This is a genomic window from Ralstonia sp. 25C (assembly GCF_051904805.1).
GTDB lineage: Bacteria > Pseudomonadota > Gammaproteobacteria > Burkholderiales > Burkholderiaceae > Ralstonia.
In genome coordinates this window covers 1962640-1987613 of sequence record NZ_CP196737.1, presented here as the reverse complement: position 1 = coordinate 1987613, position 24974 = coordinate 1962640, and the positions used below count along the sequence as shown (strand labels likewise).

General features: G+C 63.9%; 20 protein-coding genes. 7 read left to right on the top strand and 13 right to left on the bottom strand.

Annotated elements, in window-relative coordinates; genetic code table 11:
• Positions 1-97: 97 nt before the first annotated feature.
• A complete protein-coding gene (locus ACS7SF_RS09230; protein WP_439892655.1) occupies positions 98-1087 on the bottom strand; it encodes a dienelactone hydrolase family protein in 990 nt (329 codons plus the stop codon).
• Between ACS7SF_RS09230 and ACS7SF_RS09225 the strand changes: the two genes are divergently transcribed.
• Positions 1086-1229 (top strand): hypothetical protein, encoded by a 144-nt coding sequence (locus ACS7SF_RS09225; protein ID WP_439892654.1) that lies wholly within the window; start codon positions 1086-1088, stop codon positions 1227-1229. The genes ACS7SF_RS09230 and ACS7SF_RS09225 overlap by 2 nt on opposite strands.
• 25 nt (positions 1230-1254) lie before the next feature.
• On the opposite strand, the gene ACS7SF_RS09220 is transcribed toward ACS7SF_RS09225, so the two are convergent.
• Positions 1255-2217, bottom strand: coding sequence for a mannuronate-specific alginate lyase (locus ACS7SF_RS09220; RefSeq protein ID WP_439892653.1), 963 nt, complete (start codon positions 2215-2217; stop codon positions 1255-1257).
• Between the two features lie 181 nt (positions 2218-2398).
• Entirely contained in the window at positions 2399-4495 is a 2097-nt protein-coding gene (locus ACS7SF_RS09215) for a TonB-dependent receptor (protein ID WP_439892652.1), read from the bottom strand.
• Between the two features lie 536 nt (positions 4496-5031).
• Between ACS7SF_RS09215 and ACS7SF_RS09210 the strand changes: the two genes are divergently transcribed.
• Positions 5032-8319, top strand: coding sequence for an autotransporter family protein (locus ACS7SF_RS09210; protein ID WP_439892651.1), 3288 nt, complete (start codon positions 5032-5034; stop codon positions 8317-8319).
• Positions 8320-8399: 80 nt separating this feature from the next.
• On the opposite strand, the gene ACS7SF_RS09205 is transcribed toward ACS7SF_RS09210, so the two are convergent.
• Together ACS7SF_RS09205 and ACS7SF_RS09200 are read right to left on the bottom strand one after the other, a co-directional pair.
• Positions 8400-9755 carry an ABC transporter ATP-binding protein gene (locus ACS7SF_RS09205; protein ID WP_439892650.1) on the bottom strand — a complete coding sequence of 452 codons (1356 nt, stop codon included), beginning with the start codon at positions 9753-9755 and terminating at the stop codon, positions 8400-8402.
• 35 nt (positions 9756-9790) lie between these two features.
• A complete protein-coding gene (locus ACS7SF_RS09200) occupies positions 9791-11566 on the bottom strand; it encodes an ABC transporter permease (RefSeq protein WP_439892649.1) in 1776 nt (591 codons plus the stop codon).
• A gap of 304 nt (positions 11567-11870) precedes the next feature.
• Here ACS7SF_RS09200 and ACS7SF_RS09195 point away from each other — a divergent pair, with 304 nt between their 5' ends.
• Positions 11871-12158 carry an acylphosphatase gene (locus ACS7SF_RS09195; protein WP_439892648.1) on the top strand — a complete coding sequence of 96 codons (288 nt, stop codon included), beginning with the start codon at positions 11871-11873 and terminating at the stop codon, positions 12156-12158.
• Positions 12159-12211: 53 nt separating this feature from the next.
• Here ACS7SF_RS09195 and ppk2 read toward each other — a convergent pair whose 3' ends face one another.
• The 3 genes from ppk2 to ACS7SF_RS09180 form a co-directional block, all read right to left on the bottom strand.
• On the bottom strand, positions 12212-13114 hold the full coding sequence (gene ppk2, locus ACS7SF_RS09190; RefSeq protein WP_439892647.1) for a polyphosphate kinase 2: 903 nt from the start codon (positions 13112-13114) through the stop codon (positions 12212-12214).
• 114 nt (positions 13115-13228) lie between these two features.
• Positions 13229-13939, bottom strand: a complete 711-nt coding sequence (locus ACS7SF_RS09185) for an Imm52 family immunity protein (RefSeq protein WP_439892646.1) — start codon at positions 13937-13939, stop codon at positions 13229-13231.
• Between the two features lie 112 nt (positions 13940-14051).
• A complete protein-coding gene (locus tag ACS7SF_RS09180) occupies positions 14052-14477 on the bottom strand; it encodes a phospholipase D-like domain-containing protein (RefSeq protein WP_439892645.1) in 426 nt (141 codons plus the stop codon).
• Positions 14478-14893: 416 nt separating this feature from the next.
• Here ACS7SF_RS09180 and ACS7SF_RS09175 point away from each other — a divergent pair, with 416 nt between their 5' ends.
• On the top strand, positions 14894-16102 hold the full coding sequence (locus tag ACS7SF_RS09175) for an AVRPPHE avirulence protein (protein ID WP_439892644.1): 1209 nt from the start codon (positions 14894-14896) through the stop codon (positions 16100-16102).
• A gap of 27 nt (positions 16103-16129) precedes the next feature.
• On the opposite strand, the gene ACS7SF_RS09170 is transcribed toward ACS7SF_RS09175, so the two are convergent.
• The 5 genes from ACS7SF_RS09170 to minC all read right to left on the bottom strand — a co-directional run bounded on the left by ACS7SF_RS09170 (position 16130) and on the right by minC (position 20371).
• A complete protein-coding gene (locus ACS7SF_RS09170) occupies positions 16130-16987 on the bottom strand; it encodes a 23S rRNA (adenine(2030)-N(6))-methyltransferase RlmJ (RefSeq protein WP_439892643.1) in 858 nt (285 codons plus the stop codon).
• A 72-nt stretch (positions 16988-17059) separates the two neighbouring features.
• Complete coding sequence (locus tag ACS7SF_RS09165) at positions 17060-18457, bottom strand: CoA transferase (RefSeq protein WP_439892642.1); 1398 nt, start codon at positions 18455-18457, stop codon at positions 17060-17062.
• Positions 18458-18462: 5 nt separating this feature from the next.
• Positions 18463-18717 carry a cell division topological specificity factor MinE gene (gene minE, locus ACS7SF_RS09160; protein WP_039598220.1) on the bottom strand — a complete coding sequence of 85 codons (255 nt, stop codon included), beginning with the start codon at positions 18715-18717 and terminating at the stop codon, positions 18463-18465.
• 14 nt (positions 18718-18731) lie between these two features.
• On the bottom strand, positions 18732-19550 hold the full coding sequence (minD, locus tag ACS7SF_RS09155; RefSeq protein ID WP_439892641.1) for a septum site-determining protein MinD: 819 nt from the start codon (positions 19548-19550) through the stop codon (positions 18732-18734).
• Between the two features lie 44 nt (positions 19551-19594).
• Positions 19595-20371, bottom strand: coding sequence for a septum site-determining protein MinC (gene minC, locus ACS7SF_RS09150; RefSeq protein WP_439892640.1), 777 nt, complete (start codon positions 20369-20371; stop codon positions 19595-19597).
• Positions 20372-20604: 233 nt separating this feature from the next.
• Here minC and plcR point away from each other — a divergent pair, with 233 nt between their 5' ends.
• The 3 genes from plcR to ACS7SF_RS09135 all read left to right on the top strand — a co-directional run bounded on the left by plcR (position 20605) and on the right by ACS7SF_RS09135 (position 24963).
• Positions 20605-21240: a phospholipase C accessory protein PlcR gene (plcR, locus tag ACS7SF_RS09145; RefSeq protein ID WP_439892639.1), complete on the top strand. Its 636-nt coding sequence runs from the start codon at positions 20605-20607 to the stop codon at positions 21238-21240.
• Between the two features lie 55 nt (positions 21241-21295).
• On the top strand, positions 21296-22648 hold the full coding sequence (locus ACS7SF_RS09140; protein WP_439892638.1) for a pectin acetylesterase-family hydrolase: 1353 nt from the start codon (positions 21296-21298) through the stop codon (positions 22646-22648).
• Positions 22649-22890: 242 nt separating this feature from the next.
• The gene (locus ACS7SF_RS09135) at positions 22891-24963 is read left to right on the top strand and encodes a bifunctional 2',3'-cyclic-nucleotide 2'-phosphodiesterase/3'-nucleotidase (protein WP_439892637.1); all 2073 of its coding nucleotides are present in this window, start codon (positions 22891-22893) and stop codon (positions 24961-24963) included.
• The last annotated feature ends 11 nt before the right edge of the window (positions 24964-24974 follow it).

Below are 24974 nucleotides of genomic sequence, written 5' to 3'. Positions count from 1 at the left end.
CAGGATCATCCACCCGCTGTTTTCGCGGTGTTGTCTGCCAGGGCAGGCTGTGGTGCCTTCTGCGTTGGCTCGACTGCGGTCAGCGTATGACGGGGCGCTATAAACCCAGCGCCTTCGTCAAAAACGCTTTCACATCCGCTTCCGCGCGTTGGGCCTGCCCCAGGTTGGCGCCGGTGGAGACGCCACGGGCCATGCAGCGCGCGTATTCGGCCTGCATGGCCTGCAGGCTGGCGTACTTCTCGCCCGTTTGCAGGTGGTAATAGGCATCGTGCTGCACGTCGAGCATGGCCTGCGGGCAGTTACGCACCGTGGTCGCACCGGGGGCGTACTTGAAGTAGGCACGCGTGTTGTCGAAGTCGTGGTACGCGCCGGGGTAGACGTGCGCCTCAACGGCTTGGCCGTCGCGGCGCATGGTGTCTGCGGCGTTGAGGCACAACTGCGCCGGCGTGTAGTCGTCTTTCTCGCCCAGTGCGAGCATCAGCGGGGCGCCCGTCAGCGGGGGCGGCGGCACCTCCCACCAGAGTTGCGCGCAGCTCGGATAGAAGCCGATGAGTGCGGCAAACCGCGTGTCGTCATCGATGACGCCCTTGCGAAACGCGTCGAGCGTCATGTCCAGTGCCACGCCACCACCGCGCGAAAACCCGATCTGCCCGATGCGCTTCGGGTCGATGCGAGGGTCGGTGCTCAGCAGCTTCAGCGCGAACAGGGCATCCGCATCGTTGGCGGCGGGGCTGAGTTGCGCCTGGTTATCCATCGTGTTGCTGATGCCGCGCGGGCCAAACGAATCCACCACGAAGGCGGCAACGCCCATCTGGTTGAACACGCGCACCCAGCGTTCGACATCTTTGGGCTGCGGCCCCGCCGAGCCGTGCGAAATGACCATGGCCGGCACGCGGCCCTGCACGTTCTCGGGCAGAGTCAACGTCCCCCAGATGGGCGTGGGCGTCTTGTCGTACTTACGGTGCACCAGTTCCCATTTGCTCTTGGGGGTGACACTGTTGAAGTGGATGCGGCCGGTCGGTGTTGACGAGAGATCGCTGACGATTGCTTGCGCAAACGCGGGCAGCGCCAGTGCGAGAACTACCATGCCAACCATCCACGCCACGATCGGCATCCAAAGCCATGCTGGCATGCGCCAGAAATCTTTCCTGTCTCGGGAAAGGAAGTGGCTTCTCGATTGTTCTTTCATCGGCTTCGAATGGGCCATCGCTGGAATCCTGAATGGGTAGTGGTTCTCACCCTGTGCGGCGCCTATCAGTGCGCTGGCAAACTCGCGCCCCATGCCGCCGTCACGTCGCCGCCGAGCCGCCATTCGGAAAACGGCCGGCGCGGTGCGATCAAGGCGGGCAGGCGCGCATCGCGCGTGCGGGCGTAATACGGCTCCATCCAGCACAGCTCGTCCTGAAACGTCCACGGAAACAGGTCTTGCTTGATAGGCGTGATTTTCTTGAAGCGCTCAGGGTCGTTGACGGCGTCGATCACCAGATTGGCCAGTTGACCAATGGCGTGACCATTCTCCTGATACAGGTCGATATTGCGGCGCCTGACGAGCTCTGCGGCAAACACCAGCGGAATGAGCGCGAACGTGTGGTAGTGCAGTGCGCGGTTACCGCGCTTCACTTCGCGCTCAAGCGCACCGTCCTGGCCGATGTCACGGATGCCTTCGCGCACGCGCAGCAGGCCCGAGTTGATCAGGTCGCCGTTGTTGATGGCCGTGCCGATGGCGATCAGGTTGAGGCCGGCCCAGTACACCAGGTTGTTATGGAGATGGTTGATCGCTTCGGCGTTGCGCGTGGCGATGGCGATGCGCTCGAGCCAGGGTGCGATGGCGTCAAGCTGCGCCTGGTGCCGCTGGCGAATGTCGGCCGGCATGCGCAAGAGCACCATGGCGAAGTCCGTGCCCGCCCATGACCGCTCATAGTGGCCCTGGTAACCGGAAATCTTGCCCATCAATGCATCGGCCTCGGCCCATGCCTGAAGCTGATTGAGCGCGCAGGTCCAATCGCCCTTGTCCGCCGCCGCGTTGAGGTGCGCGATGAAGTTGCGCATCGGTTTGACGTCACGCGCATAGCCGGCCGCGTCGTCATAAAAGCCGGACGGGTCAATGGTGGGCACGGGGGCGGGGATGTCGCAGGCGTAAGCGGCATGGATGGCACCCAAGCCAGCGCCGACCGCAAGCAGCACGGCAGACAGTGTTCGACGGCAAGCACGACGCATGTGGACCTCCGGGGCGGGGGCAACAGAAGGCTGCTGGCTAGGGCGCGATGGTGGCGTGCGCTCATGCAAAACGCAGTGGGTTTAGGCGGCGTTGACGGCGTTACAACTATGAAAGATGCGGGTACACCACGCGTGCTGTCCAGACGACATCCAGAGCGGCGACGCTTATTCCAGTTCAGCCCTAGAAAAACCACGTCACGCCCGCCCGCAGCGTACGCGGCTCGGCCGGATGGACGTGATGATCGTTGATGCCGGTGGCGACACCGTTGGCATCCAGTGGCGACGTTTCGCCTTTGAGTTGCGAGGCGTAGTAGTAGTCGATGTCGTTCACCTTCTTGTTGAATGCGTTCAGCACTTCAACAAACACGCGCACGTTCTTCCGCACCCGATAGCCGAGCTTGAAGTTGACCAGGAATGACGATGCCGAGCGCACGCTGTTGTCTTCGGCGAGCGGACGCGGTCCAAAGTAGCGAAGCCGTGCACCCAGCGTCCAGCGGTCGTGGGTCCACGATACGCCCGCGGATGCCGTGGTCTGGATGGCCTCGGGGATGTAGCTCCCTGCAGGATCACTGTCACGAAAACGCGCGCGCGAGAATGCCGCATCCGCGTCCAGGATCAGTTCGGGCACTGGCGTGTAGTACGCCGCGAGCTCTACGCCCGTGCGCCGGCTCGGGCGGCTGGGTTCGGTGCTGCCGCTATCGCCGGAAAAGACCAGTTCGGAGCCGATGTCCAGGCGCCATAGCGATGCAGAGAGTTGCAAGTTGGGAGCGAGCGCGCGCGTACGCACGCCAATCTCGTAGCCGGTGGTCGGCACGAGCGCTTGCACCTTCTGCACCGGGTCGCCGGTGATGGGATCGACGGTGGTCGTCGCACCGCGCACGTCGTTGCTGTGGTAGCCCCGGCCCCAGTTCACGAACACGTCGGTGTGCGCCGCGGGCGATAGCACCACACTCAGCTTGGGGCTGACGATGTGGTCCGATCCATTGCCGGAATTGAGCGGGTTGCTGCTGGCAACGCTGTACCAGAACTGGTCTGCGCGCACGCCGGCAATGGTGCGCAGCCAGGGCAGCCACTGCGTACTGTTGCGCGCGTAGAGCGCGGTGCTGGTTTCGTTCACGGTATCGCTGCGCACCAGCGCATACGCTTGTCGCGCCTGTGTGTTGACCAGGCCGACCGGGTCAAGCCGGTCAAAGCGCGTTTGCGAGCCGATTTCCGTTTCGCTCTCACGCCCGGCGAAGGTACCCAGCCATGTGCGCGATGCATTCACGCCAGTGGTGAGGCGGTTTTCGAACTGCTCGAATTGGTCGCCCTGTTCCGGGTTGTTGAGTGCATACGTGAAGTTGGAAAACAGCTGCAAGCGGCTCTTGATGACATACGCGTTGGCTTTGAATTGCCCGTCCGCCAGCGGCCGCACCCAATCGGCCGACAGGCTGTAACGGGAGGCAGCGCCGCCGTCGGTCGGGTCGATGGCGCCAAAGCGCGAGATGAGCCCGGCGTTGATCGCGCGCTGCGGCACCTGGTCGGTCGACTGCCATGCGTTCTTGTATGCCATGCCGGTCACGCTGATGCGCTCGCCGCCGCCCAGCGGCACGGTATAGCGCAACACGCCGTTGAGCTTGTGCACGCCTTCCGACACCGCCCATGGGCCGTTCTCGCCCAGCCACTCGAAGCCATACAGCAGCGTGCCCGGTCCGGCCGTGCTGGAACCGGCCAACAAGCCACGCCGGTAGCTGTGCTCGCCCAGTTCGATTTGCGCGATACCCTGCGGCAGGTGATCGACGTAGTCCATGTGGACAGCGCCAGCCGCAGAGAAATCGCCCTCCTCCGCAAAATACGGCCCCTTCTTGTAGCCGATGCCGCTCACCAGCTCCGGAATGACGAAGTTGAGGTCGGTGTAGCCCTGGCCATGCGCGTGCGTGCGCATGTTGACCGGCATGCCCGCCACGGTGGTGGCAAGGTCTGTCCCATGGTCGAGGTTGAAACCGCGCAGGAAGTACTGATTGGCTTTGCCGTCGCCGCTGTGCTGCGTGACGATCAAACCGGGCACGGTTTCCAGCAGTTCGCCGGGCCGCAGCAGGGGGCGGCTATCCAATTGGCTGCGTGGCACGTAACCCTGGTTGGCCGCTTCACCGGTAGCGGACGCCGCTGCTGCCGAGCCGCTGACCGTCGTGGCCTCAAGCTGAACTTCCGGCTGTTGCAGGCCGCCCGCATGCGCGCTGCCGACACTGCAACCCAGACCGAAGAGTGCTCCGATCGACCATGCACCACGTCCCCACATACCGCCTTCCCCCTGACCCTGATGTTGTTTGTGAAGTCCTGGGCAAATTCATACCACATGCGGGTTCGCAGCAGAACGAGCGTCGGCAATTGTCGGATAAGCAAGGGCCTTGCCATTTCCCGATTTCTGATTGGGAACCCATTGCTAAAAATAAGCGCGCACGGCTTGGTTTTTTAAGAAACCAAAACAAATCACGATGTAAGGAATACACGCATTCTCAAATCTCGGTGAGATTTACATTCTTTTTAAATCAGGTGCCAATCGCTTTCCTAGAATCACGCCGTTCGCACCGATTTGCATGCCTCGGCATCCAGCGGCGCGGACTGGGCGGATGCTCGCATTGACGGGTCAATCCGGCTTGTTCTTCGCCAATCCATTGGCGCCATTGGACAAAGCCGCTGCGAGCCATTCGCTTATCGGGGAAGTTGAACTCACACCATTGAAAAGAAAAAGGGGGAGTTCGCGCCATTCGCGCTACGTCCATCCGGGAGGATGGACGTAGCGGCTTCTATCGCGGTGCGCGCGAACGAAAACGTATGTCTACGCTATTGTTCCAGCGCCGCCGTGGGCGGCTTCAATTCATCTCCATCGCACTGGTCGCTTCACCTCTGGCACTGTTTGGGGCGCTTGCGCACGCAGCGTGTACCACAACCGGGCAGACCACGGTCTGCGATACGGCGGCACCCAATCCCACCAGCGCCACCGTCGGCACCGGCAATGTGGCGGCGGAAGACAACCGCGTGGTGACGGTGCAGAACGGCAGCACGCTGGCGGTAGGAGATACCAGCGCCATCGCCGTGCGCGACAACGCCAACATCACGGTGCAGACGGGCGGTACGGTCAGCGCCAACGCGGTGTTGACGCCAGGCTTTTACGGTACGGGCGGCAACGCGATCGACTTCCGCAACAACAGCACGCTGACGGTGGAGCAAGGCGCGCAAGTGCTGGCCAACGGCACGCAGCTCAGCGGCGAGGCGGTCAACCCGGAAGGCACGGGCAACACCATCATCAACAATGGCCTGATCAAATCGGCGCACGGGGCGGCGATCTGGTTTCAGAACGTTTCGGGTGGCAACACCGTGGTCAACAACGCCACGGGCATCATCCAGACCGACGTGGTTGGCGGCAACGTGTTGGGTGCCTCGGGCAATGGGTCGGTGGATTTCACCAACCGCGGGCGGGTAATCGGCAACCTCATTTTTGCCGGTGGCAATGACGCGCTGCACCTCTATACCGGCTCGTCGGTGAGCGGCAATATCAATGGCGGGGGCGGCGCCAACGTCATCACGCTGAACGGCACGGGCAGCGACACCCTGGGCACCATCACGAACTTCCAGACCCTGCGGAAACAGGACAGCGGCACGTGGACGCTCTCCAAGACCCTGGCGAGCATGGGCGTGACCAATGCCGAGGTGCAGCAGGGCACGCTGATCCTGCAGGGCAACAACGGCACGTACACCGGCACGATGCAAGTAGATGCCGGCGGCACGCTGCAGGGCGACGCGCTGAGCATGACGAAGGCCGTGACGAACAATGGCCTGGTGCGCTTCCAGCAGGATGTGGATGGCAGCTATGCCGGCCAGATCGTCGGTGCAGGCGCGCTGGAAAAGACAGGCACCGGCACGCTCACGCTGGGTGCGGGCAATACGTACACCGGCGGCACGACCATCACGCAGGGCACGCTGGCCATCGGTGCGGATAGCGCCCTGGGTGGCACGTCAGGTTCGCTCACATTCAACGGCGGCACGCTGCAACTGACGGGCAATGTGGATGTGGCGGCCACGCGCGCCATCAGCATCACCGCGGCCAACGGCACCATCGATACACAGGGCTTTACGTCGACCGTGAGCCAGGGTGTGACGGGCGCAGGCGGGCTCACCAAGGCGGGTAGCGGCACGCTGGTGCTGACGGCTGACAACACGTACCAGGGTGGCACCACCATCTCCGCCGGCACGCTGCAGTTGGGCAACGGCGGTACGTCGGGCAGCGTGGCAGGCAACGTCGCCAACAACGGCACGCTGGTGTTCAACCGTGCGGACGTGTTCACCTTTGGCGGCACCATCTCGGGCACGGGCGGCGTCACGCAGGCCGGCACGGGCACCACGGTGCTGACGGCCAACAACACGTACCTGGGCAATACCGTAGTCAGCAGCGGCGCGCTGGCAGTGGGCGACGCGGCGCACGCGGGTGCAGCGCTCTATGGCGGATCGGGGTCCCGCGCACCAGAAAGCCTGCGCACGATGGCAACGGGCAGCGGCACGGTGCAGGTGGCCGCCAATGCCACGCTGGGCGGCTATGGCACGGTCGGCGGTGCCGTCACCAACAACGGCACGGTGGCGGTGGCCGATGCGCTGGCCGCATTTGCCAACACGGGCAGCGGCAGCCTGACGATCAACGGGTCCCTCACGAACGCCGGTACGGTGCAGATCGGCGGTGCAGGCGTGGGCAACAAGCTGGTGGTCAATGGCAACTACGTCGGCAATGGCGGTGTGCTGGCCATCAACACCAAGCTGGGCACCGACAACTCGCCGACGGACAAGCTCGTCATCTCGGGCGGCACGGCCAGTGGCAATACATCGGTGCGCGTCACCAATGCGGGCGGTGCCGGCGCGCGTACCACGGGCGATGGCATTGAAGTCGTGAGCGCCATCAATGGCGCGACCACGCAGGCCAACGCCTTCGCACTCGCCAACCGCGTCGTTGCCGGCCCGTATGAGTACACGCTGCAACGCGGCGGTTCGGCCAGCGCAGACAGCTGGTATCTGCGGACCTTGCAGACGTTGACCCAGGGCACCAACGCCGGCACGCCCGACGCGAACAACGCAGGCACCACGCAGCCGGCGCTGCGCCCGGAGGTCTCGCTCTACACCGCCATTCCGCAACTGACGTTGCTGTACGGCCGTGCGCTGCTCGACACGCTGCACGAGCGCGTGGGCGAAGAGAGCAACCAGGCTGCAGCACCCGCAGGTGCATCGCCCGTGCTGCGCAGTGGTTGGGCACGCGTCATCGCGCAGAAGGGCAGCCGCATGTCGGATGGCAACGGTGTCTACGGCAGCCAGGGCCCGGCGTTCAGCTACGACTTTGGTGGCGTGCAGGTCGGCGCGGATGTGTACCAGCGCCAGCGCGAAGACGGCAGCCATGATCACGCCGGCGGTTACTTCGCCACTGGCCGCATCGCCGCAGACGTCACGCACGCCGATGGCGCAGACGCCGGCCGCGACAGCGTCAACGCCAACACGGTCGGCCTGTACTGGACGCACTTCGGTCCGTCGGGCTGGTATCTGGATGGCGTGGTGCAGGGCACGCGCTACGACGCCGATGCCACGCCGCACGGCGTGAACGGCCTGAAGACGCATGCACTCGGCTATGCCGCGTCGCTGGAAGCCGGCTACCCCGTCGCGCTGTCAGACCAATGGCGTGTCGAACCGCAGGCGCAGCTCGTGTATCAGCGTTCCGCTTTTGCCGATGCAAACGATGGCGCCGCTGATGTGCAGTTCAACTCGGTGAACTCGATGCTGGGTCGCCTGGGTGTGCGCGTGAGCAAGCGCTGGGGCGAATCGCCAGACCGTCAGCACACCGCGTGGGTGCGCGCCAACGTGTGGCACGAGTTCCGCGGCGAGACTGGCACGCAGATGTCGTCGCCGGACGGTGGCTTCGTGCCGTTCACCTCGGAGCTGCCGCGTACGACGCTGGAGCTCACGGGCGGGCTGACCGCGCAGGTGGCCAAGAACGGCGTGTTCTATGCCAGCGTGGGGTATCAGGTCAGCGCGGATCGTCGCTTGCACGGCGTGAACGGCAAGGCGGGGGTGCGCTGGGGGTGGTGATGAGGCGTCGCTGATCCAACGCTTGAACGCAAAAGAGCCGCTTGATGCGGCTCTTTTTGTTTCGGCGTCACGCGTGGTCGTTACTGCGCTTGATCCCCACCTTCCTGCGCCTCACGCTCCTCGCGTTCCTCGCGCTCTTCACGGGGCAGGGTCAGCATGCCGGTGTTGTACACGTACTCATACACCTCGCCATAGCGGCCCCATTCAATGCCGATCTTGAGCACGCGCTCGGCTTCTTCAGGCTTGAGGTAGGCCTCCAGCTCCCGGAGCACGTGTTCTTCACGGATCTCGCCGTCTTCATTGGCCTCCAGCTCGGCGCGAATGTGCGCGGCCAGGGCCACGCGCTCCAGCAGCTTCTGGCCGAACAGCACCTTGCGCTCGGGCGGCTCGGTTTCCATGTAGGTCTTGCCGAACGGCGTGACGATGATGTCGCCACGCTCGATGGTGGCGAGCTGCAGCAGCGACAACGCTTCGCAGGCGGGCAGCAGGTCGTCGTCGGTCACGCCGGCTTCTTCGGCCAGGTGCGGCAGGTCGGCGCGGCCGTTGAACGGCGCTTCGACCAGCAGGTCGAGAATGGCCTCCATCTGGCCGATCTCGGCGTCGGGCAGACGGTAGGCGAGCTGTTCGGCGGCGGGCTCCACGCCCACGTGCACGCCCACGCGTTGCGGTGAGGTCATCAGCCCGTACACCTCGTCGATGAGGTTGCGCACAGCAGCGGAGTCACGGTTGCGCGGGCGCGGGAACGGCACGCGCACCTCGGCGCGGATACGCCCCGGGTCGCTGGAGAGGATGACGATGCGGTCGGCCATCATCACCGCCTCTTCAATGTTGTGCGAGACGATCAGGATGCTCTTGATGTTGGTGCGGCGGTCTTCCCACAGGTCGAGCATTTCGTCGCGCAGGTTCTCGCCGGTCAGCACGTCGAGCGCTGAGAACGCTTCGTCCATCAGCAACAGATCGGGCTCGGTGACGAGCGCGCGCGCGATACCGACGCGTTGGCGCATGCCGCCCGAGAGTTCGCGCGGCAGGGCGCTGTTGAAACCCGACAGGCCGATCAGGTCGATGGCCTGCTCGGCGCGTTCTTCGCGTTCGGCCTTGGGCACGCCTTGCGCTTCCAAACCCAGTTCGACGTTCTGCTGCACCGTCAGCCACGGGAACAGCGCGAACGACTGGAACACCATCGCAATGCCCTGCACCGGGCCGGTGTACTCCCGCCCACGAAACAGCACTTGGCCGCGGTCAGCACGCACCAGGCCCGCCATGATGCGCAGCAGGGTCGACTTGCCCGAACCCGATTTGCCCAGCATGGCGACGATCTCGCCCTGGCGCAGGTTGAGGTCCACGCCTTCGAGCACGGCGCGGTCGGTGTGGTCTGCGGTGCGGAAGATTTTCGAGACGCCGCGCAGCTCGATGACAGATTCGCCAGTGGTAGCCATGTTGATGCTCTCTGCTAAATAAGGTCGCGTTCGTCTTAGAGGCGGGTGCGCTCTTGCGCGATGTCGTACAGCCGGTTCCACAGCAAGCGGTTGAAGCCGACCACGAACAGGCTCATCACCACAATGCCCAGCGCGATGCGCGGGAAGTCACCCTTCGATGTCATCTCGGCGATGTAGCTGCCCAGGCCCGTGGCCACCAGCGTGCGGTCGCCCCACGTCACGTACTCGGACACGATGCTGGCGTTCCACGAACCGCCGGCGGCCGTCACCAGCCCCGTGAGCAGGTTGGGGAACACGGCCGGGATCAGGAAGCGCTTCCACATCAGCCAGCCGCGCAAGCCGAAGTTGCGCGCGGCCAACTTCAGCTCGGTCGGGATGCCCGTCGCGCCGGCAATCACGTTGAACAGGATGTACCACTGCGTACCGAAAATCATCAGCGGGCTCAACCAGATCTCGGGGTTGAGCGCAAAGCGCGCGATGAGCATCACCGCGAGCGGGAACATCAGGTTGGCCGGGAACGCCGCCAGGAACTGCGCCACCGGCTGAGCGATGCGCGCCACATTCGGATTCAGGCCGATGCGGATGCCGATCGGCACCCACACCAGCGCAGCCAAGGCAATCAGCAGGATCACGCGCGTCATGGTCAGGAAACCGAGCCACAGTACGTGGCCTACTTCGGCCCAACCGACCTCGGAGCGCACGAACTGCAGCACGTGTGCCATCGCCGCCAGCGCTGCCAGGATGATGATGACGTCGGCCACACGGTGCGACCACGGGAAGCGCGGGAGGAAACCGTTGCCGCCGGCCGCCGTGGGGCGCGTGCGCTCAGCGCCCCAGGCCAGCGTGCGCTCGGCCAGCGCGGCGCCGCGCTCGAGCAGTGCCTTGACCCACTCGGAGCGGCGCAGCAGGTCCAGCAGCCACGATTGCGGCTCGCGCTCGGACGACATCGCATCGAAGCGGAAGCGATCTGCCCAGGCAATCAGCGGGCGGAACAGCAGTTGGTCATACAGCAGGATGCCGATCAGCATGGCGAGGATCGCCCAGCCGATGGCCGGCAGGTTCTGCTGCTGGATCGCCAGCGAGATATACGAACCGATGCCCGGCAGCTTGATGTCGTGGCCCGACACGGAAATCGCTTCCGATGCCACCACGAAGAACCAGCCACCCGACATCGACATCATCATGTTCCACAGCAGGCCCGGCATGGCGAACGGCACTTCCAAGCGCCAGAAGCGCTGCCACTTGGACAGGCGGAACACCGTGGCCGCCTCTTCCAGGTCGGTCGGGATGGTGCGAAACGATTGGTACAGCGAGAACGCCATGTTCCACGCCTGCGACGTGAAGATGGCGAAGATGGCCGCGCATTCCACGCCCACCAGGTTGCCCGGGAACAGCGCAATGAAGCCCGTGACGGTAATCGACAGGAAACCCAGCACCGGAATCGATTGCAGGATGTCCAGCGCCGGCACCATCACCTTCTCGGCCGTACGGTTCTTCGATGCAATGGCCGCGAACGCAAACGAGAACGCCAGCGACGCACCCAGCGCCAGCAGCATGCGGATGCTGGTGCGCAGCAGGTAGTAGGGCAGTTGCGCCACGTCAAGGCTGACGTCCAGTTGCGTCTCACCGGGCGTGTAGGGCACGTTCATCTGCTTGGCGGCATACGCCACGAGCACGATGGCGGCCAGGATGATCGGCAGCAGGGCTAGGTCAAACCGGTTGGGCGGCGCGGTCAGCAGATTGCTGAAGTTGACGCTCAGGTTCGTTCCAAAGCGGCCCCGGATGGTGGTTTCGTTGTCGTTCTGCTGCATTCTGGATACCGGGACTGAAGACCGAGCCCAAAGGCGCGGGATGGAAATCGCGGAGTCAAATCGCGGGTCGGGCGTGGCGCGGTACGTGGCGTCATTGGCAGGGCAGCTTGCTTTTGCAAACGCTGCTTGGCACCCGGCGGCAAGCCGCCTAGTTTACCTTGCGTAACATCCAATGCCGCCGCACTGTGACAAGTCTGACAACGTCACATTCCAGAAATGTGACAGAGATACGACAGAGCTGGCTTGTCATGTTTTGCCCAACACATCGCCGGCCCATCGTCGGCTGTTTGCCCGGGAGGCCGCCATGTCCGCCATTGCACAAGTGATCGTCACCGTACAGGGCCGGGTCCAGGGCGTGGGCTATCGCGCGGCCTGTGCGGACCGTGCCCGCCTGCTCGGCCTGCGCGGCTGGGTGCGCAACCGCCGCGATGGGGCCGTCGAAGCCTATTTGGCGGGGCCCGAAGTGAACGTGCTGCGCATGCGCGAATGGATGTGGGAGGGGCCGGACAGCGCGCAGGTCGCGCACCTGGTGGTCGCGCCGGGCGAGCAAGAGGCCGTGCCGCCGGGCTTCGAGATCCGGGCAACGGTGTAATTTCCGGCCATCACCGGACACGGCTTCGATACGAAATCGTCACCTCGCGCCGATCAGTACACGTTCGGAACGATCATCTCGTCCGGCACGGGGTGGCGGATGTATTCCGCGTGGTGCACGCGCTCGGGCAGCACCACCGCCGGACGCGGCACGGGTTGGTAGGGCACCTGCGCCAGCAAGTGGTGGATGCAGTTCAGTCGCGCGCGCTTCTTGTCGTCGGCCTGCACCACCCACCATGGCGATTCGGGGATGTGCGAGCGCTCCAGCATCGCCTCCTTGGCGCGCGTGTAGTCTTCCCAGCGGCGGCGGCTTTCCAGATCCATCGGGCTCAACTTCCACTGCTTGAGCGGATCGTCGATGCGGCTCTGGAATCGCACTTCCTGCTCTTCGTCCGTCACCGAGAACCAGTACTTGACGATCTGGATGCCCGAGCGGACCAGCATCTTCTCGAACTCGGGCACGGAGCGGAAGAACTCCTCGTATTCCTCGTCGGTGCAGAAGCCCATGACGCGTTCCACGCCGGCGCGGTTGTACCAGCTGCGGTCGAACAGCACGATCTCGCCGGCGGCCGGCAGGTGCGCCACGTAGCGCTGGAAATACCACTGCGTGCGTTCGCGGCTGGTGGGGGCGGGCAGGGCGGCCACGCGGCATGCGCGCGGGTTCAGCCGTTGCGTGATGCGTTTGATGGCGCCACCCTTGCCAGCGGCATCGCGCCCTTCAAAGATGACGACGAGCCGGTGGCCCGTCTCGATCACCCAGTCCTGCAGCTTGACGAGTTCGCCCTGCAGGCGAAACAGCTCGCGGAAGTACATGCGCCGCGTGTCGCGAGCCTCCTGGCTCACACCGGCCTCACCGTCGAGCAGGCGATCGTCGATCTCCATTTCCAGCTCCTCGTCCAGCGTATCGAGGAGGTCTTCGTGCAGGCGTGCCTGCCGCGCTGCGTCGCGTTCGCTCATGGTGTGTTGCTCCTGCCAATCCTGATGATGGGGCGCTGCGCAGGGGCGGCGCAATGCCAGTCTAAGCCCGACTAGGTAGCACGAACGTGTGGCAGGGCAGTGACATGCGTGTCTTCAGCCCACCGGAGGCGGCAGCCAGTTCGCATCCCGCAGCCGCTGCTTGACGGCGTCACTTTTGTCTCGATGGGCGGGCATTGTGCGGTCGTACCGTTCGCGCGTCGTCACGATGTACGTGCCCAGCGAATCGATCGCATGAACCTCGGCAGGCTCTGGCAACGAAGGCACGCTCTCCTCTGGCTTGTTGCCATAGAGAAACCAATACACCGGTGGTATCGAACGGTCCTTGTCGTTGATATCGGTGTAGTCGATCCAGGCCCAATCCGGCTTCCAGCACTTCACGGTGGCGACGAACAGTCGCTCAAGCGTGGAAGCGTTGAGAATCGCTTCGGCGATTGGACCTTTGGTGGGGAAATCAATACTTACACTATTCAAAAGATCCTCGCCTAGCTTCCCTAAAGAAGCCAAGATCGCGGCGCAATTGTTCTTGGCACTCACAAGCAGCGCACTAAATCCCACCGGGTACGTTCTATCCAAGGGAACGCCTTTACGATCACCATTTCCGGGAGAGATCACCTTTTTATTAATCTCCGATATATCGCCAGGAAATTCAAACAACCTTGCGCGATAGTCCCCATAATACCAATCAAATTCAGGAACAATTGCACGTTCAACACTTACAAAATCTTTTAACAGAGTTGCACACTCTCCGGCACTTTGTATTCTGTCTCGCCAAATACATTTAATTCTATAATTTTCGAATTTCATATTTTAACTTAACAATTAAAACGACCCAGATGAATTTGAACCTCTTTTGAGTGCATCTTCTACCTCTTTACTGGGTAGCACAACTGAAATAGGTATCTTGAACTCTAGAACCTCATCGAAAGCCATTTTCATTGCCTGACTGGGAACAATCCATTGAAGCGTCATCCCAGCCGCCGACCTCGTCAATCGAGAGATCGATCCAGTTGCGGTTGTAGTCGTTGTCCATCACGACTCTGACCATCACGCCGCGCTGTTTAGCATCCACTAGTGCGCGCGCAATGTTCGGAAGCGTTAACCCCATCACGGCCACATCAATGCTGCTTCTGGCCCGTGCGATTTGCCCAATGATGACGCGCTCGAAGTCATCCCCGTTGCGGGTAATGCCTCGATACGGCTCTGTGAATTGTTGATTGGCGCGCTGATTGAAATACGCGGTAATCGCCCTTTCCGTGGCAGGATTGGATTGCGCATGCGATGCGTAAGGCGAAAAAATCAAGGCAAAAAGAAGTCCCGCCTTGATTAACAAGGTTGTTTTCATAAGACGAATTTGAGTGGATTCGATCCGGCGGAATGCTCGGAAACGAAGAATCAAAGATGACTTACATCTCGAGGAATGTTAGATCCGATCTCCTATAGTTTTATTTATGGGATCCAACGTTAGGTCTTATGAAACCGGCCTTCCGTCAAAGGTTGTTAATTGGCACGGAACGCTACCCTGCCTTCTGACCATCGCGCCGAACAACGGGCACACCGCCCCGGCGACCGGGGCGCTAAACCAATAGATGCGGCAAGCGATAGCTAGATGCGGCACGCACGGCCGCCCATGTAACTCTGACGGCATCACCGGGCCGCTTCGCCCGTCGCATCTCAGCTTCGCGCCGCAGCATTCGTTGTGCGCCATCGCGCCCTAAGCTGCTTCCGCCCCTGCGTGTCTGGCAATCATTGGAGCCGCCCATGCCTTCCCCACTGCGATCGATACTCGGCTGCTTCCGCCCGACGCGGCCCACAGAAGAATCCACCGCGTCCACTTCAACGAGTCATGCCGCTGACACGGCGGAAGCACGCGCACCTCGCCGTGCTTCCGTAACATTGCAAGGTCTGGCGACTTTCCAAGGCCAACGTATTCGCGAGCGGCAGGTCGAGATCAGCGCCTTGGCGCCCGACACGCGCAAGGCGCTGTCCGATGGCGAATGCCAACTGGGCGGCTATGTGCAGTGCCGCCAGATCGTCGGCCGGCCGGTGGAAGGCGCTCAACTCGATCGGCTCAAGCGTGCGAACGAGACCGTCATGGAAACCCGCCAGGCATTGGCGTATGGCCGCGGCAATGTCGTCGTCGATATCAATGACAGCAACGGCCAGAGCGCGATCCGCGCGCAGGCAGGCCGCTTCGTAAAGCGGCAGCTTCCACCCGACTACCCTAAGGGCATGCGCATCGTCGCAGGCGCCATGGCTGCGCAGGCCGGCAATTGCGGCGAGCACGCCAACGTGGCCGCCTTCCTGCACGCGGCCAAACTGGACAGCGGCGAATACGCATACGCGGTGGGTAGCACAACGACGGACCACCGCTGGGCGCAATGGCACAGCAGCAATGCGCGTGACCCGGAGCACGACATCGTCATGGACCCTTGGGGCAAGGGCCCGGCCATCTTCGCGGTGGACGGTGCGTTTGCCGGCGGCGAATACGACGTCGGGATCGAGCGCCAGTACAACCGGAGGACCGGCGCCCAGGCCCACGCGGAGATGGCCGAATTGCTGCACGATCAGCACGAACAGATGCAAACGAATCTGCACGCGGCAATGGAGCATTGGGGGCGTAATTTCTCGCGCGCAAACACTGTGGTCTACGCGGCCACGCCGGTCATCTCCACCCGCTTTGCACAGCACGTTCAACATCAGATGTCCGAACCGCCGGACGCCACCAAGTTGGCACCGAAGCGGCGTGGCGCCCAAGCGCGGCAGGCCGCCGAACGGGTACGTGCCGGTGAACGCCTGATGGCGCCGTTACGCCAGCAGATTCACGCCACGCAAACGGCGCGGAACCTGGGCGCCATTGGCGTGCGAGAGGTCACGCAAGCGGCCAAACGCATCGCCCAGGTGGCTGAGGATTTGGAGAGGTACCCGCTGGCGTCGCACCCAGCGCAGAACGCGCCGGACGATCTCTAGAGACACGGCTTAGCTAAGACGACTGCCTTAGCTCGACTCGCCTTCCAGCATGAACTTGGCGCCGTCGTCCTGGCCGAGCAGGCGCACCAGCGTGGGCATGGCTTCCTGCAGTTGCGCCTTCAGCGTCCACGGCGGGTTGACGATGAACATGCCGCTACCGTGCAGGCCCAGGCCGCCCTCCACCGGGTGCTTCACGGTGAGCGTGACATGCACCCAATCCGTCAGTCGCAGCTGCTTCAAGCGCGCGGGAAATTGCGCGGCTTCGCGCCGCTGCACCAGCGGATACCAGATCGCATACATGCCGGTGGCAAAGCGTTGCAGGCTGTCTTGCAGCGCCTGCACGGTGCGCGCGTAGTCGTGCTTGTCTTCGAACGACGGGTCGATCAGCACCAGCGCGCGGCGCGGTGGGGGCGGCAGGATCGCCTTGATGCCGGCAAAGCCATCGCCGTCATACAGCATGACCTTGCGACCCGCACCGCGGAAGTTGTTCGACAGCACCTTGATCTCGCTGCTGTGCAGCTCGAACAGACGCAGGCGATCGGCATCGCGCAGCATCTGCCATGCCAGCCACGGCGAGCCGGGGTAGTGCTTGAGCTCGCCCTTCGGGTTCAGTTCGCGCACCTGGTCCAAATACGCATCGAGCAGCGGCGGTAGCGTCTCGCCGGCTTCTGCCGCGCGCCACAACGGGCCGATGCCGGTCTCAAACTCAGACTTCTTCTGCGACCACTCGTGGTCGAGCGCGTAGAGCCCCGCGCCCGCGTGCGTGTCGATGTACCAGAACGGCTTGTCCTTCTGCGTCAGGTAGTCGAGCAACTGCACCACGATGGCGTGTTTGAGGACATCGGCGTGGTTGCCGGCGTGGAAGGCGTGACGGTAGCTGAGCATCGGCGGGCCATGTGCGCCCGGAGTATCAGGCGCAGGCAGAGAAAACGGTAGGCGCGCATCCTACCACTGCGGCTACCACCGCGCGGGGTGTGTCCCCAGCTGCACGGTCGGCAGTGTCCAGTGCGGCGGCGTGTCGGAAAGCTGGCCCGCGTGGCGCAATGCCGTGAGTGCGCCAAAGCCGGAGGGCGACGTTTCGAGGTACGTACCGATGTCTTCATAACGCGGGTCAGCCGCGTCGAAGCCGTTGGCCAGGCGGCCGAAGCTGCGCAGCCAGTGCGCCGTCTGCGCGAGCGAAACACGCACATGCCAGCTGCCGCCTTCGGTCATGCGGCGCGCGAGGGCGGTCATCGCGCCGGCCGCCATCAGGTAGCCCGCGCCGTGATCCAGCGCTTGCGCGGGCAGTGGGTGCGGCTTGTCCTTGCCGGCCGCTTCCGCTTCGGCCCAGTTGAAACCGCTGGCGGTCTGCACGAGAGAATCGAAACCGCGCCGATTGGCCCACGGTCCTTCGTAGCCGTACGCGCACAGGCTCACATAGACGATGCCGGGGCGCAGTGCCGCAACACGCTCGGGGCTGAAGTCGAGGGCAGCCAAGCCGCCCGGCCGATAGCCCTGCACGAAGATGTCCGCATCGCGCAGCAGCGTGCGCAGTTGCTCGGCGCCGGCCGCATCGCGCAAGTCGAGTTGCGCGGAGCGCTTGCCGCGCCCGGTATCGATCACCAGTGGCGGAATCGCCGGCAGATGCGGCCCGGTAACGAGCAGCACATCTGCGCCATGCGCCGCGAGCGTACGCCCGCAGACGGGCCCCGCAATCACGCGCGTGAGATCGAGCACGCGTACGCCTGATAGCGGTCGGCCATCGGCATGCGCGGGCAAGGGCTGCGCGGGCGCATCGCCGATGCGTTCGATCGTCATCAGCGGCTGACGGGCCACGGCCATGCCTTGCGGATGGCAATCCCACTCGTCAAACGTGCGGGCCGCGGTGACGACCATACCCGCCTGCGCGGCGGCGTCTTCAAACGCTTCCGCCTTCCACTGACTCAGCGCGGCAGCGACGGACTCTCGGTCATACGCGCAGCCGAGCAGCTTGAGCACGCCGTCACGGTGATGCGGAAAATTGGTATGCAGGCGCACCCAGCGGCCATCGCCGCAGCGGTACAGCCCGGCGATCTTGTCCCACGGTTCGGGCGGCAGTTGGCCGTCGACACGAAAGTAGCGCTCGGAGCGGAATTCCAGCGCGGCGTGGTGCATGTCGACCGACACCGTCTGCTCGCGGCCGGTGCGCAGCGTATCGACCTGCGCCGCAGCCAATGCGGCGGCAGCAATGGTGCTCTGCGCGAGCGTGCCCACCGCAAACGACGACGGCAGCGCGGGCTCCGTCCCGGTGAGTTCGACGCGCGAAAGCGCATCAGCCGGCTGGCCGAGTGCCGCCCAGACATGCGCAAGTGCATCCGTGGGCGGCAGGGTGGGCATGGTGATCAGGCCTGCGGAATCTCGATCTTCACCTCCAGCACCTCCAGGTTGTCCTGGCGCTCGAGGTTGACCTTGATGTCGTCGTTGCCGATCTTCACGTACTTCGAGATCACAGCCACCAGCTCGCGCTGCAGCGCGGGCAGGTAGTCGGCAGGGGCACCGGTAGCGGTGCGTTCATGGGCGAGGATGATCTGCAGGCGTTCCTTGGCGACGCTGGCAGTCTTCTTCTTCTCGCCCAGCAGGAAAGACAGAATCGACATGGGTGTGCGTCTCCTTATTTTCCGCCGCCGAACAGGCGTTGCAGGAAGCCCGGCTTGTTGTATTCGACGTAGCGCAGTTCCTTTTCCTTGCCCAGGAAGCGGTCGATCACGTCGTGGTAGGCGTTGGCCACATCGGAGCCTTCCAGGTGGATGGCGGGCAGGCCCTGGTTGGAGGCCTGCAGCACGGCTTCCGATTCCGGAATCACACCGATCAGCTTGATGCGCAGGATCTCCTGAATATCGGAGAGCGACAGCATCTCGCCTTCGGACACACGCTTCGGGTTGTAACGCGTGAGCAGCAGGTGTTCCTTGATCGGCTCCTCGCTACGCTCGGCACGGCGCGACTTGGACGACAGGATGCCCAGGATGCGGTCGGAATCGCGCACGGAAGACACTTCCGGGTTCGTCACGACAATCGCTTCGTCGGCAAAGTACATCGCCATCAGCGCGCCCGATTCGATACCGGCCGGCGAATCGCAGACGATGTATTCGAAGCCCATTTCCTTCAGGCCTTCGATCACCTTCTCGACGCCGTCACGCGTGAGTGCATCCTTGTCGCGCGTTTGCGAGGCGGGGAGGATGAACAGGTTCTCGCACTTCTTGTCCTTGATGAGGGCCTGGTTCAGGTTGGCCTCACCGTGGATCACGTTGATCAGGTCATACACCACGCGGCGCTCGCAACCCATGATGAGGTCGAGGTTGCGCAGGCCGACGTCGAAGTCGATGACGGCGGTCTTGTGACCGCGCAGCGCAAGGCCGGCGGAAAACGCCGCACTGGTGGTCGTCTTGCCGACGCCGCCCTTGCCGGAGGTGACTACGATGATCTTGGTCATGGCTCGTATATCTGTGAGTTAAATCGCTCGGCGCACGGGGTGCGTCACTTCATCCGCAACGGTTCGAAAACCAGCGTGTTGTCCGCGAGCCGGACCTGCGCAGGCTTGCTGGCGTAGGCGTCGGGCCACGGGGTTTCGCCGGTGCGGTAGATGCCGGCGATGGAAATCAGTTGAGGCTCCAGGCACGTGCAGAAAATGCGCGCATCCAGGTTGCCCTTCACGCCCGCCAACGCGCGGCCGCGCAGCGAGGCATACACGTAGATGTTGCCCTCGGCGATCACCTCGGCGCCGTCGCTCACGATGTCGAGGACGACCAGGTCGCCGCGCGCATAGATGCGCTGGCCGGAACGCAGGGGGCGATCGATGATCATCGTGCCGGGCTGCATGGCCGCAGCATCAACGGGAGGAACGGCGGGAGTCGGGGCCGGCGCTTCGGCCGCCTGGGCGTGCTCGGGCGCGTCCAGGGCTTCGCCGTTGTCCTTGGCGTTCTCACCACGCGGGCGGCGGCCGTGGCTATCCAGCAGCGGCAAGCCAAACGCCTGGGCCCACTCAGCCTGCTCGGGGCTGGCGACCACGCCGATCGCGCGGGCACGCAGCGCGGTCAGGGTCTCCACCAAACGGTCGATGGGCAGGCGCTCATCGTCGGCCAGTCGGCGCACGTCGATGGCGATCACGTCGTTGGAGAAAAACTCCGGCGTGTCGGCAAAGCGTCGCGTGAGTTCGGCGGCCAGCGCGTCCATGTCGGCGGTGCGCGGCGACAGCAGCAGGGCATCGACGGTGCCGCTGCGAATCTCGAACAACGGCGCTTTCTTCTGAGACATAGAACGGCTACGCGGAAAAATGGGCTCATTCTAACGTTGTTGACGAAACGCCTTGAATTTTTTGGCCTCGCCAATCGACTGGCCGATGGAGACGCGCTTCAGGCGCGCATCTTGCGGCGCAGACGGCGGTGCATGCGCCGTGCGCGAGGCGGTCCGCATGCGATTCAACACTGCCCTGCAGCGCATGCAGATCGGCATGCGGCTGCGGAGCATCGGGCGAGCGCGGAGACGTCATGAGAACGGCTTGGTGGATCGTGGCAGGCGCGGCATTGGTTGCCGGCATCAGCGTGTATACGGCGAAGGCCGACCGGGCCGCACCCGAAGTGGTTGCGCAGACGCCATCGACAACCGTCTCGCATCGACCCACGGGATTGCCAAGCGATAGGGCGCACCCGCAGCCAGGCGCGACGAGCGACAGCCGCGCTGATCCGGCTGCCATCGCCTATGAGCGCTTTCGCACCGAACTGACCAGCTACACCGCTGCGCGCGACACCCTGCCCAACACTGAGCGCGAACGCCGCGCCCGCGCGCTGCTGCAAGCGTTGCCCGCACGCTTGCACGACGACCAGATCCTGCCTGCGGAAGCCTTGGTCCTCACCGCCATGCTGGCGCAAGACGCCAGCGCCAACACCGCGACACGCGAAGCCCTCGTCGCCGGGTTGCGCGCGCAGATTGAGCAATACGCGGCGCAGCGTGTCGGGCCCTCTCCAGCAGACGACCCGCGCCACACGCGCTATGCACAGGAAAGCGTGCGGATTGCCACGGAAGTCGAACAGCGTGTGCCGGCACCGCAGCGCCAAGCGGTGTTGAGCACGCGCCTGCAGCAGCTGCGCGCGCAGCTGTACGACGGTGCACCGGCCGAGCCTTGAAGCGCCCGACCGCTTGCGTTCCGACTCACTCCTTCAAGCAGACACGGAGACGATCATGCGATGGCACATGAATCTGCGGCTGGCACTCTTGTGGACGACGGCCATGCTGGTCAGCAGCGTGGCAACGGCGGCCGCTTACCGATGGGAAGAAATCACGCTGCCTGCAGCGTCGGGCGCGACCTGTGGTAACGGCACGCCCTATCGGTTCTATGTCAACCGTGCCCCTGCGCCCAACGACCGGAACCTGCTGATCGCCTATGAGTTTGGCGGTGCATGCACGGACTACGGCAGCTGCACGGGCGAGGGCGGTGCCATCAGCGCGAAGAATCCGGATGGCATCCCCGCAGGGTATCTGTGGTCCATTCCAGCGCAGGGGTGGGTCAACCAGATTGCCTCACCGGTCATGAGCGCCATCACGGGCAACATTCCGTGGCTGGCCGGCTCCAGCGACGGCAAGCTGCCGCCCACCGCCAACTGGACCAAGGTCTTCCTGCCGTATTGCACGGGCGACGTCCACGCCGGCAGCGCGATCCGCAGTTACGTTTCCGCCGACAGTGCGCACACATTGCTGCAGCACTTCGCGGGGTTGGCCAACACGCGTGCCGCCCTGGCCTGGATGAACAGCAACGGCCTGGGCAAACCCAACAGGATGCTGGCCTGGGGCCTGAGCGCGGGCGGCTATGGCGCCATGGCGAATTACGCCTTCCTGCGCAGCACGCTGCAGCCCCGGCAGAGCGCGCTGCTGGATGACGGCGGGCCGTTGTTCCCGGTGAATCTGGACGGCGATGGCAGCGACAGCTACGCGTACCGCATGTATTCCGTCGCCTTCCAGGACTGGGGCATGCTGGGTGCCGACGGCCTCTTGGACCGTCTGCGTCGCGACACGCCCGTCGGCGGCTCCAGCGCCAATCTGCGAACGCTCGGAAACCTATACGGCGCGCTGGCGCGTGCGTTCCCGCAGGACCGACTCGGCCTGTCCGACACGTTGCATGACGCCACCATTGCGCGCTTCAGCTACGCCGGCCGTTATCCCGAGGTGGACACGCTACCGACCGCGCAGCGCGATGCGGCGCGCATGGCCATGTTCGAGCACGATAGCCAGGCGCTCATCACGACCCTGCGCGGACAGTCGCCCAACCTGGGCTATTTCTTCCCGTGGGACCACTACGGCATCGCCAGCAACCACACGGCAACCGCGGTGACGTTTCTCGGCACCGAAATCGACAGCGCCGGCATCAACGTGGGTGCGTTCGTGACCGACCTGGTATCGGGTGACGATCCGTCGCAACGCCCAGTCCTGCAGATGTCGGCGACACGGCCACCATCGCCCTCGCTGGCGGCGGCCATTGCCGAGCAGATCCAGGCCATCGTCCAGACCGTGCGGCAGCTTGTTGGCGGGGGCGCGTAGCGGAGGCAACGCACGGCCGCGCGTCACCCAGCGCTCGCGCAACTGTCATCCGATCGTCACAGCGTCGTCACGCGCGCTTTTGATACTTCTCCGCTTCTGTGCCCCCCGGCCCAGTCGGCAGTTCTCTCGCGTTGCGCAAACGGTTACCCGCGTGTTCACACACGCTCGCGTACACGCACCTCGGTAGTTCGTTGTCTGCAGTCAGCAGTACGCATACCAAAAAGATCTTCAGGGAGAAGTCCATGCGAGTCCGACCGTTGTGTCCGGCGGCGTTGCCGCTTGCTGTGTTTCTGTCGATGTCGTTGGCTGCCTGCGGTGGCGGCGACGATTCCACGACCACCGGTTCGACCGGTAATACGACCCCGGCAGCCGCGGCCCCGACCGGCACCAAGGCCACGCTGGCCGTGCTGGAGACGACCGACCTGCACACCAACGTGCTGTCGTACGACTACTTCAAACTCGCGGCCGACAACTCGCTCGGCTTCGAGCGCGTGGCGACGCTCATCAACCAGGCGCGCACGCAATTCCCGAACACGCTGCTGCTGGATAACGGCGACACCATCCAGGGCACCGCGCTGTCGGACTATCAGGCGATGGTGAGCCCCATCCCCTGCAATCAGACGCTGGCGATCTACAAGGTGATGAACGCGGCCAAGTACGACGGCGGCGGCATCGGTAACCACGAGTTCAACTACGGCCTGCCGTATCTATCGCAAGTCACGGGCAACACGTTCAACGTGACGGGCATGCCGGATCCGTCTGCGCAAACCAAATGCGCGGGGCCGAGCTTTCCGCAGGTGCTGGCCAACGTGATGAGCGCAAAGACCAACGCGCCGCTGTTCCAGCCCTACACCATCATCACCAAAACGGTGACGGCCACGGCGCCGGACGGCAGCACCGTCAGCGCACCGGTCAAGGTCGGCATCATCAGCTTTACACCGCCGACCATCACGAGCTGGGACAAGCGTTGGCTCGACGGCAAGGTCTACACGGTCGGTATCAAGGAGACGGCGGCCAAGTACATCCCCGAGATGCGCGCGAAGGGCGCCGACCTGGTGGTCGCCATCTCGCACGGCGGGCTGGATAACTCGACGTATTCGCCGACGATGGAAAACGGCAGCTGGTGGCTCTCCACCGTGCCGGGTATCGACGCGATGTTGATCGGCCATTCGCACCAGCTCTTCCCCGATGCGAAGAGCACCGTGAGCCAGTTCAACCTGCCGGGTGTGGATAAGGTGGCCGGCACTGTGAACGGCGTGCCGACCGTGATGGCCAACTACTGGGGCAAGCACCTGGGCGTGATCAAGCTCGGCCTGACGTTCAACGGGTCGAACTGGACCGTCGACAAGACGCAGACCACGGTGGAAGCGCGCTCAATCCAAAACGCCGACAAGACCTACGTGGCCGCAGACCCAACTGTCTCGGCCGCCATCGCCACCGAGCACCAAGCCACGATCAACTACGTGAAGACGCCGGTGGGCAGCACCGACTTCAACATGAGCACGTACTTTGCCGATGTGGGCGACCCGGGCGCGATCGAGATCGTCAACCAGGCGCAGGCGGATTACGTGTCGGCGTACATCCAGGCGAACCTGCCGCAATACGCGTCGCTGCCGGTGCTGTCGGTGAGCGCGCCGTTCAAGAGCGGCTTTGGTGGAGGCACGGACTTCACCGATGTGGCCGCCGGCCCGCTGGCGATCAACAACGCGGCCGATCTTTACCTGTATCCGAACACGGTCTACGCGGTGAAGGTAGCGGGCTCCGACATCAAGAACTGGCTGGAAACCGCAGCCAAGCGCTTCAACACCATCGACCCGACCAGCGCGACGGTGCAGAAGCTGGTGAGCACGTTCCCGGGCTACAACTTCGACATGTTCACCGACCCGAACCTGACGTATGAGATCGACGTGACGCAACCGGTGGGTAGCCGCATCAAGAACCTGCAATACAAGGGCGCGACAATTGATCCGGCAGGCCAGTTCATCGTGGCCACCAACAACTACCGCGCAAGCGGTGGCGGCAACTTCCCAGGGCTGGATGGCAGCAAGACGATCTATGCCTCGCCGGATGCCAACCGCGATGTGCTGATCGCGTACATCAAGAAGATCGGCAGTGTGCAGCGCGCGACTAACGGCTCGCAACGTAGCTGGCGCTTTACGAAGCTGGCGAGCTCGGTGGCGCAGGTGCAGTTCACCTCAGCGCCCAACAAGCTGGCCAGCGCCACGGCCGCCGGCATCACCAACGTCACGCAAGTGACCGCGGATGACGGCTCGGGTAAGGGCCTGGCGGTGTATCAAATCGACCTGACGCAATAAGCCGGAGTCAG

Bases quoted from the DNA above. Each gene is read 5' to 3' on its own strand.
- ACS7SF_RS09225 (WP_439892654.1), top strand. From the start codon at position 1,086: ATGCCAACCATCCACGCCACGATCGGCATCCAAAGCCATGCTGGCATG.
- ACS7SF_RS09230 (WP_439892655.1), bottom strand. From the start codon at position 1,087: ATGGTAGTTCTCGCACTGGCGCTGCCCGCGTTTGCGCAAGCAATCGTC.
- ACS7SF_RS09220 (WP_439892653.1), bottom strand. From the start codon at position 2,217: ATGCGTCGTGCTTGCCGTCGAACACTGTCTGCCGTGCTGCTTGCGGTC.
- ACS7SF_RS09215 (WP_439892652.1), bottom strand. From the start codon at position 4,495: ATGTGGGGACGTGGTGCATGGTCGATCGGAGCACTCTTCGGTCTGGGT.
- ACS7SF_RS09210 (WP_439892651.1), top strand. From the start codon at position 5,032: ATGTCTACGCTATTGTTCCAGCGCCGCCGTGGGCGGCTTCAATTCATC.
- ACS7SF_RS09205 (WP_439892650.1), bottom strand. From the start codon at position 9,755: ATGGCTACCACTGGCGAATCTGTCATCGAGCTGCGCGGCGTCTCGAAA.
- ACS7SF_RS09200 (WP_439892649.1), bottom strand. From the start codon at position 11,566: ATGCAGCAGAACGACAACGAAACCACCATCCGGGGCCGCTTTGGAACG.
- ACS7SF_RS09195 (WP_439892648.1), top strand. From the start codon at position 11,871: ATGTCCGCCATTGCACAAGTGATCGTCACCGTACAGGGCCGGGTCCAG.
- ppk2 (WP_439892647.1), bottom strand. From the start codon at position 13,114: ATGAGCGAACGCGACGCAGCGCGGCAGGCACGCCTGCACGAAGACCTC.
- ACS7SF_RS09185 (WP_439892646.1), bottom strand. From the start codon at position 13,939: ATGAAATTCGAAAATTATAGAATTAAATGTATTTGGCGAGACAGAATA.
- ACS7SF_RS09180 (WP_439892645.1), bottom strand. From the start codon at position 14,477: ATGAAAACAACCTTGTTAATCAAGGCGGGACTTCTTTTTGCCTTGATT.
- ACS7SF_RS09175 (WP_439892644.1), top strand. From the start codon at position 14,894: ATGCCTTCCCCACTGCGATCGATACTCGGCTGCTTCCGCCCGACGCGG.
- ACS7SF_RS09170 (WP_439892643.1), bottom strand. From the start codon at position 16,987: ATGCTCAGCTACCGTCACGCCTTCCACGCCGGCAACCACGCCGATGTC.
- ACS7SF_RS09165 (WP_439892642.1), bottom strand. From the start codon at position 18,457: ATGCCCACCCTGCCGCCCACGGATGCACTTGCGCATGTCTGGGCGGCA.
- minE (WP_039598220.1), bottom strand. From the start codon at position 18,717: ATGTCGATTCTGTCTTTCCTGCTGGGCGAGAAGAAGAAGACTGCCAGC.
- minD (WP_439892641.1), bottom strand. From the start codon at position 19,550: ATGACCAAGATCATCGTAGTCACCTCCGGCAAGGGCGGCGTCGGCAAG.
- minC (WP_439892640.1), bottom strand. From the start codon at position 20,371: ATGTCTCAGAAGAAAGCGCCGTTGTTCGAGATTCGCAGCGGCACCGTC.
- plcR (WP_439892639.1), top strand. From the start codon at position 20,605: ATGAGAACGGCTTGGTGGATCGTGGCAGGCGCGGCATTGGTTGCCGGC.
- ACS7SF_RS09140 (WP_439892638.1), top strand. From the start codon at position 21,296: ATGCGATGGCACATGAATCTGCGGCTGGCACTCTTGTGGACGACGGCC.
- ACS7SF_RS09135 (WP_439892637.1), top strand. From the start codon at position 22,891: ATGCGAGTCCGACCGTTGTGTCCGGCGGCGTTGCCGCTTGCTGTGTTT.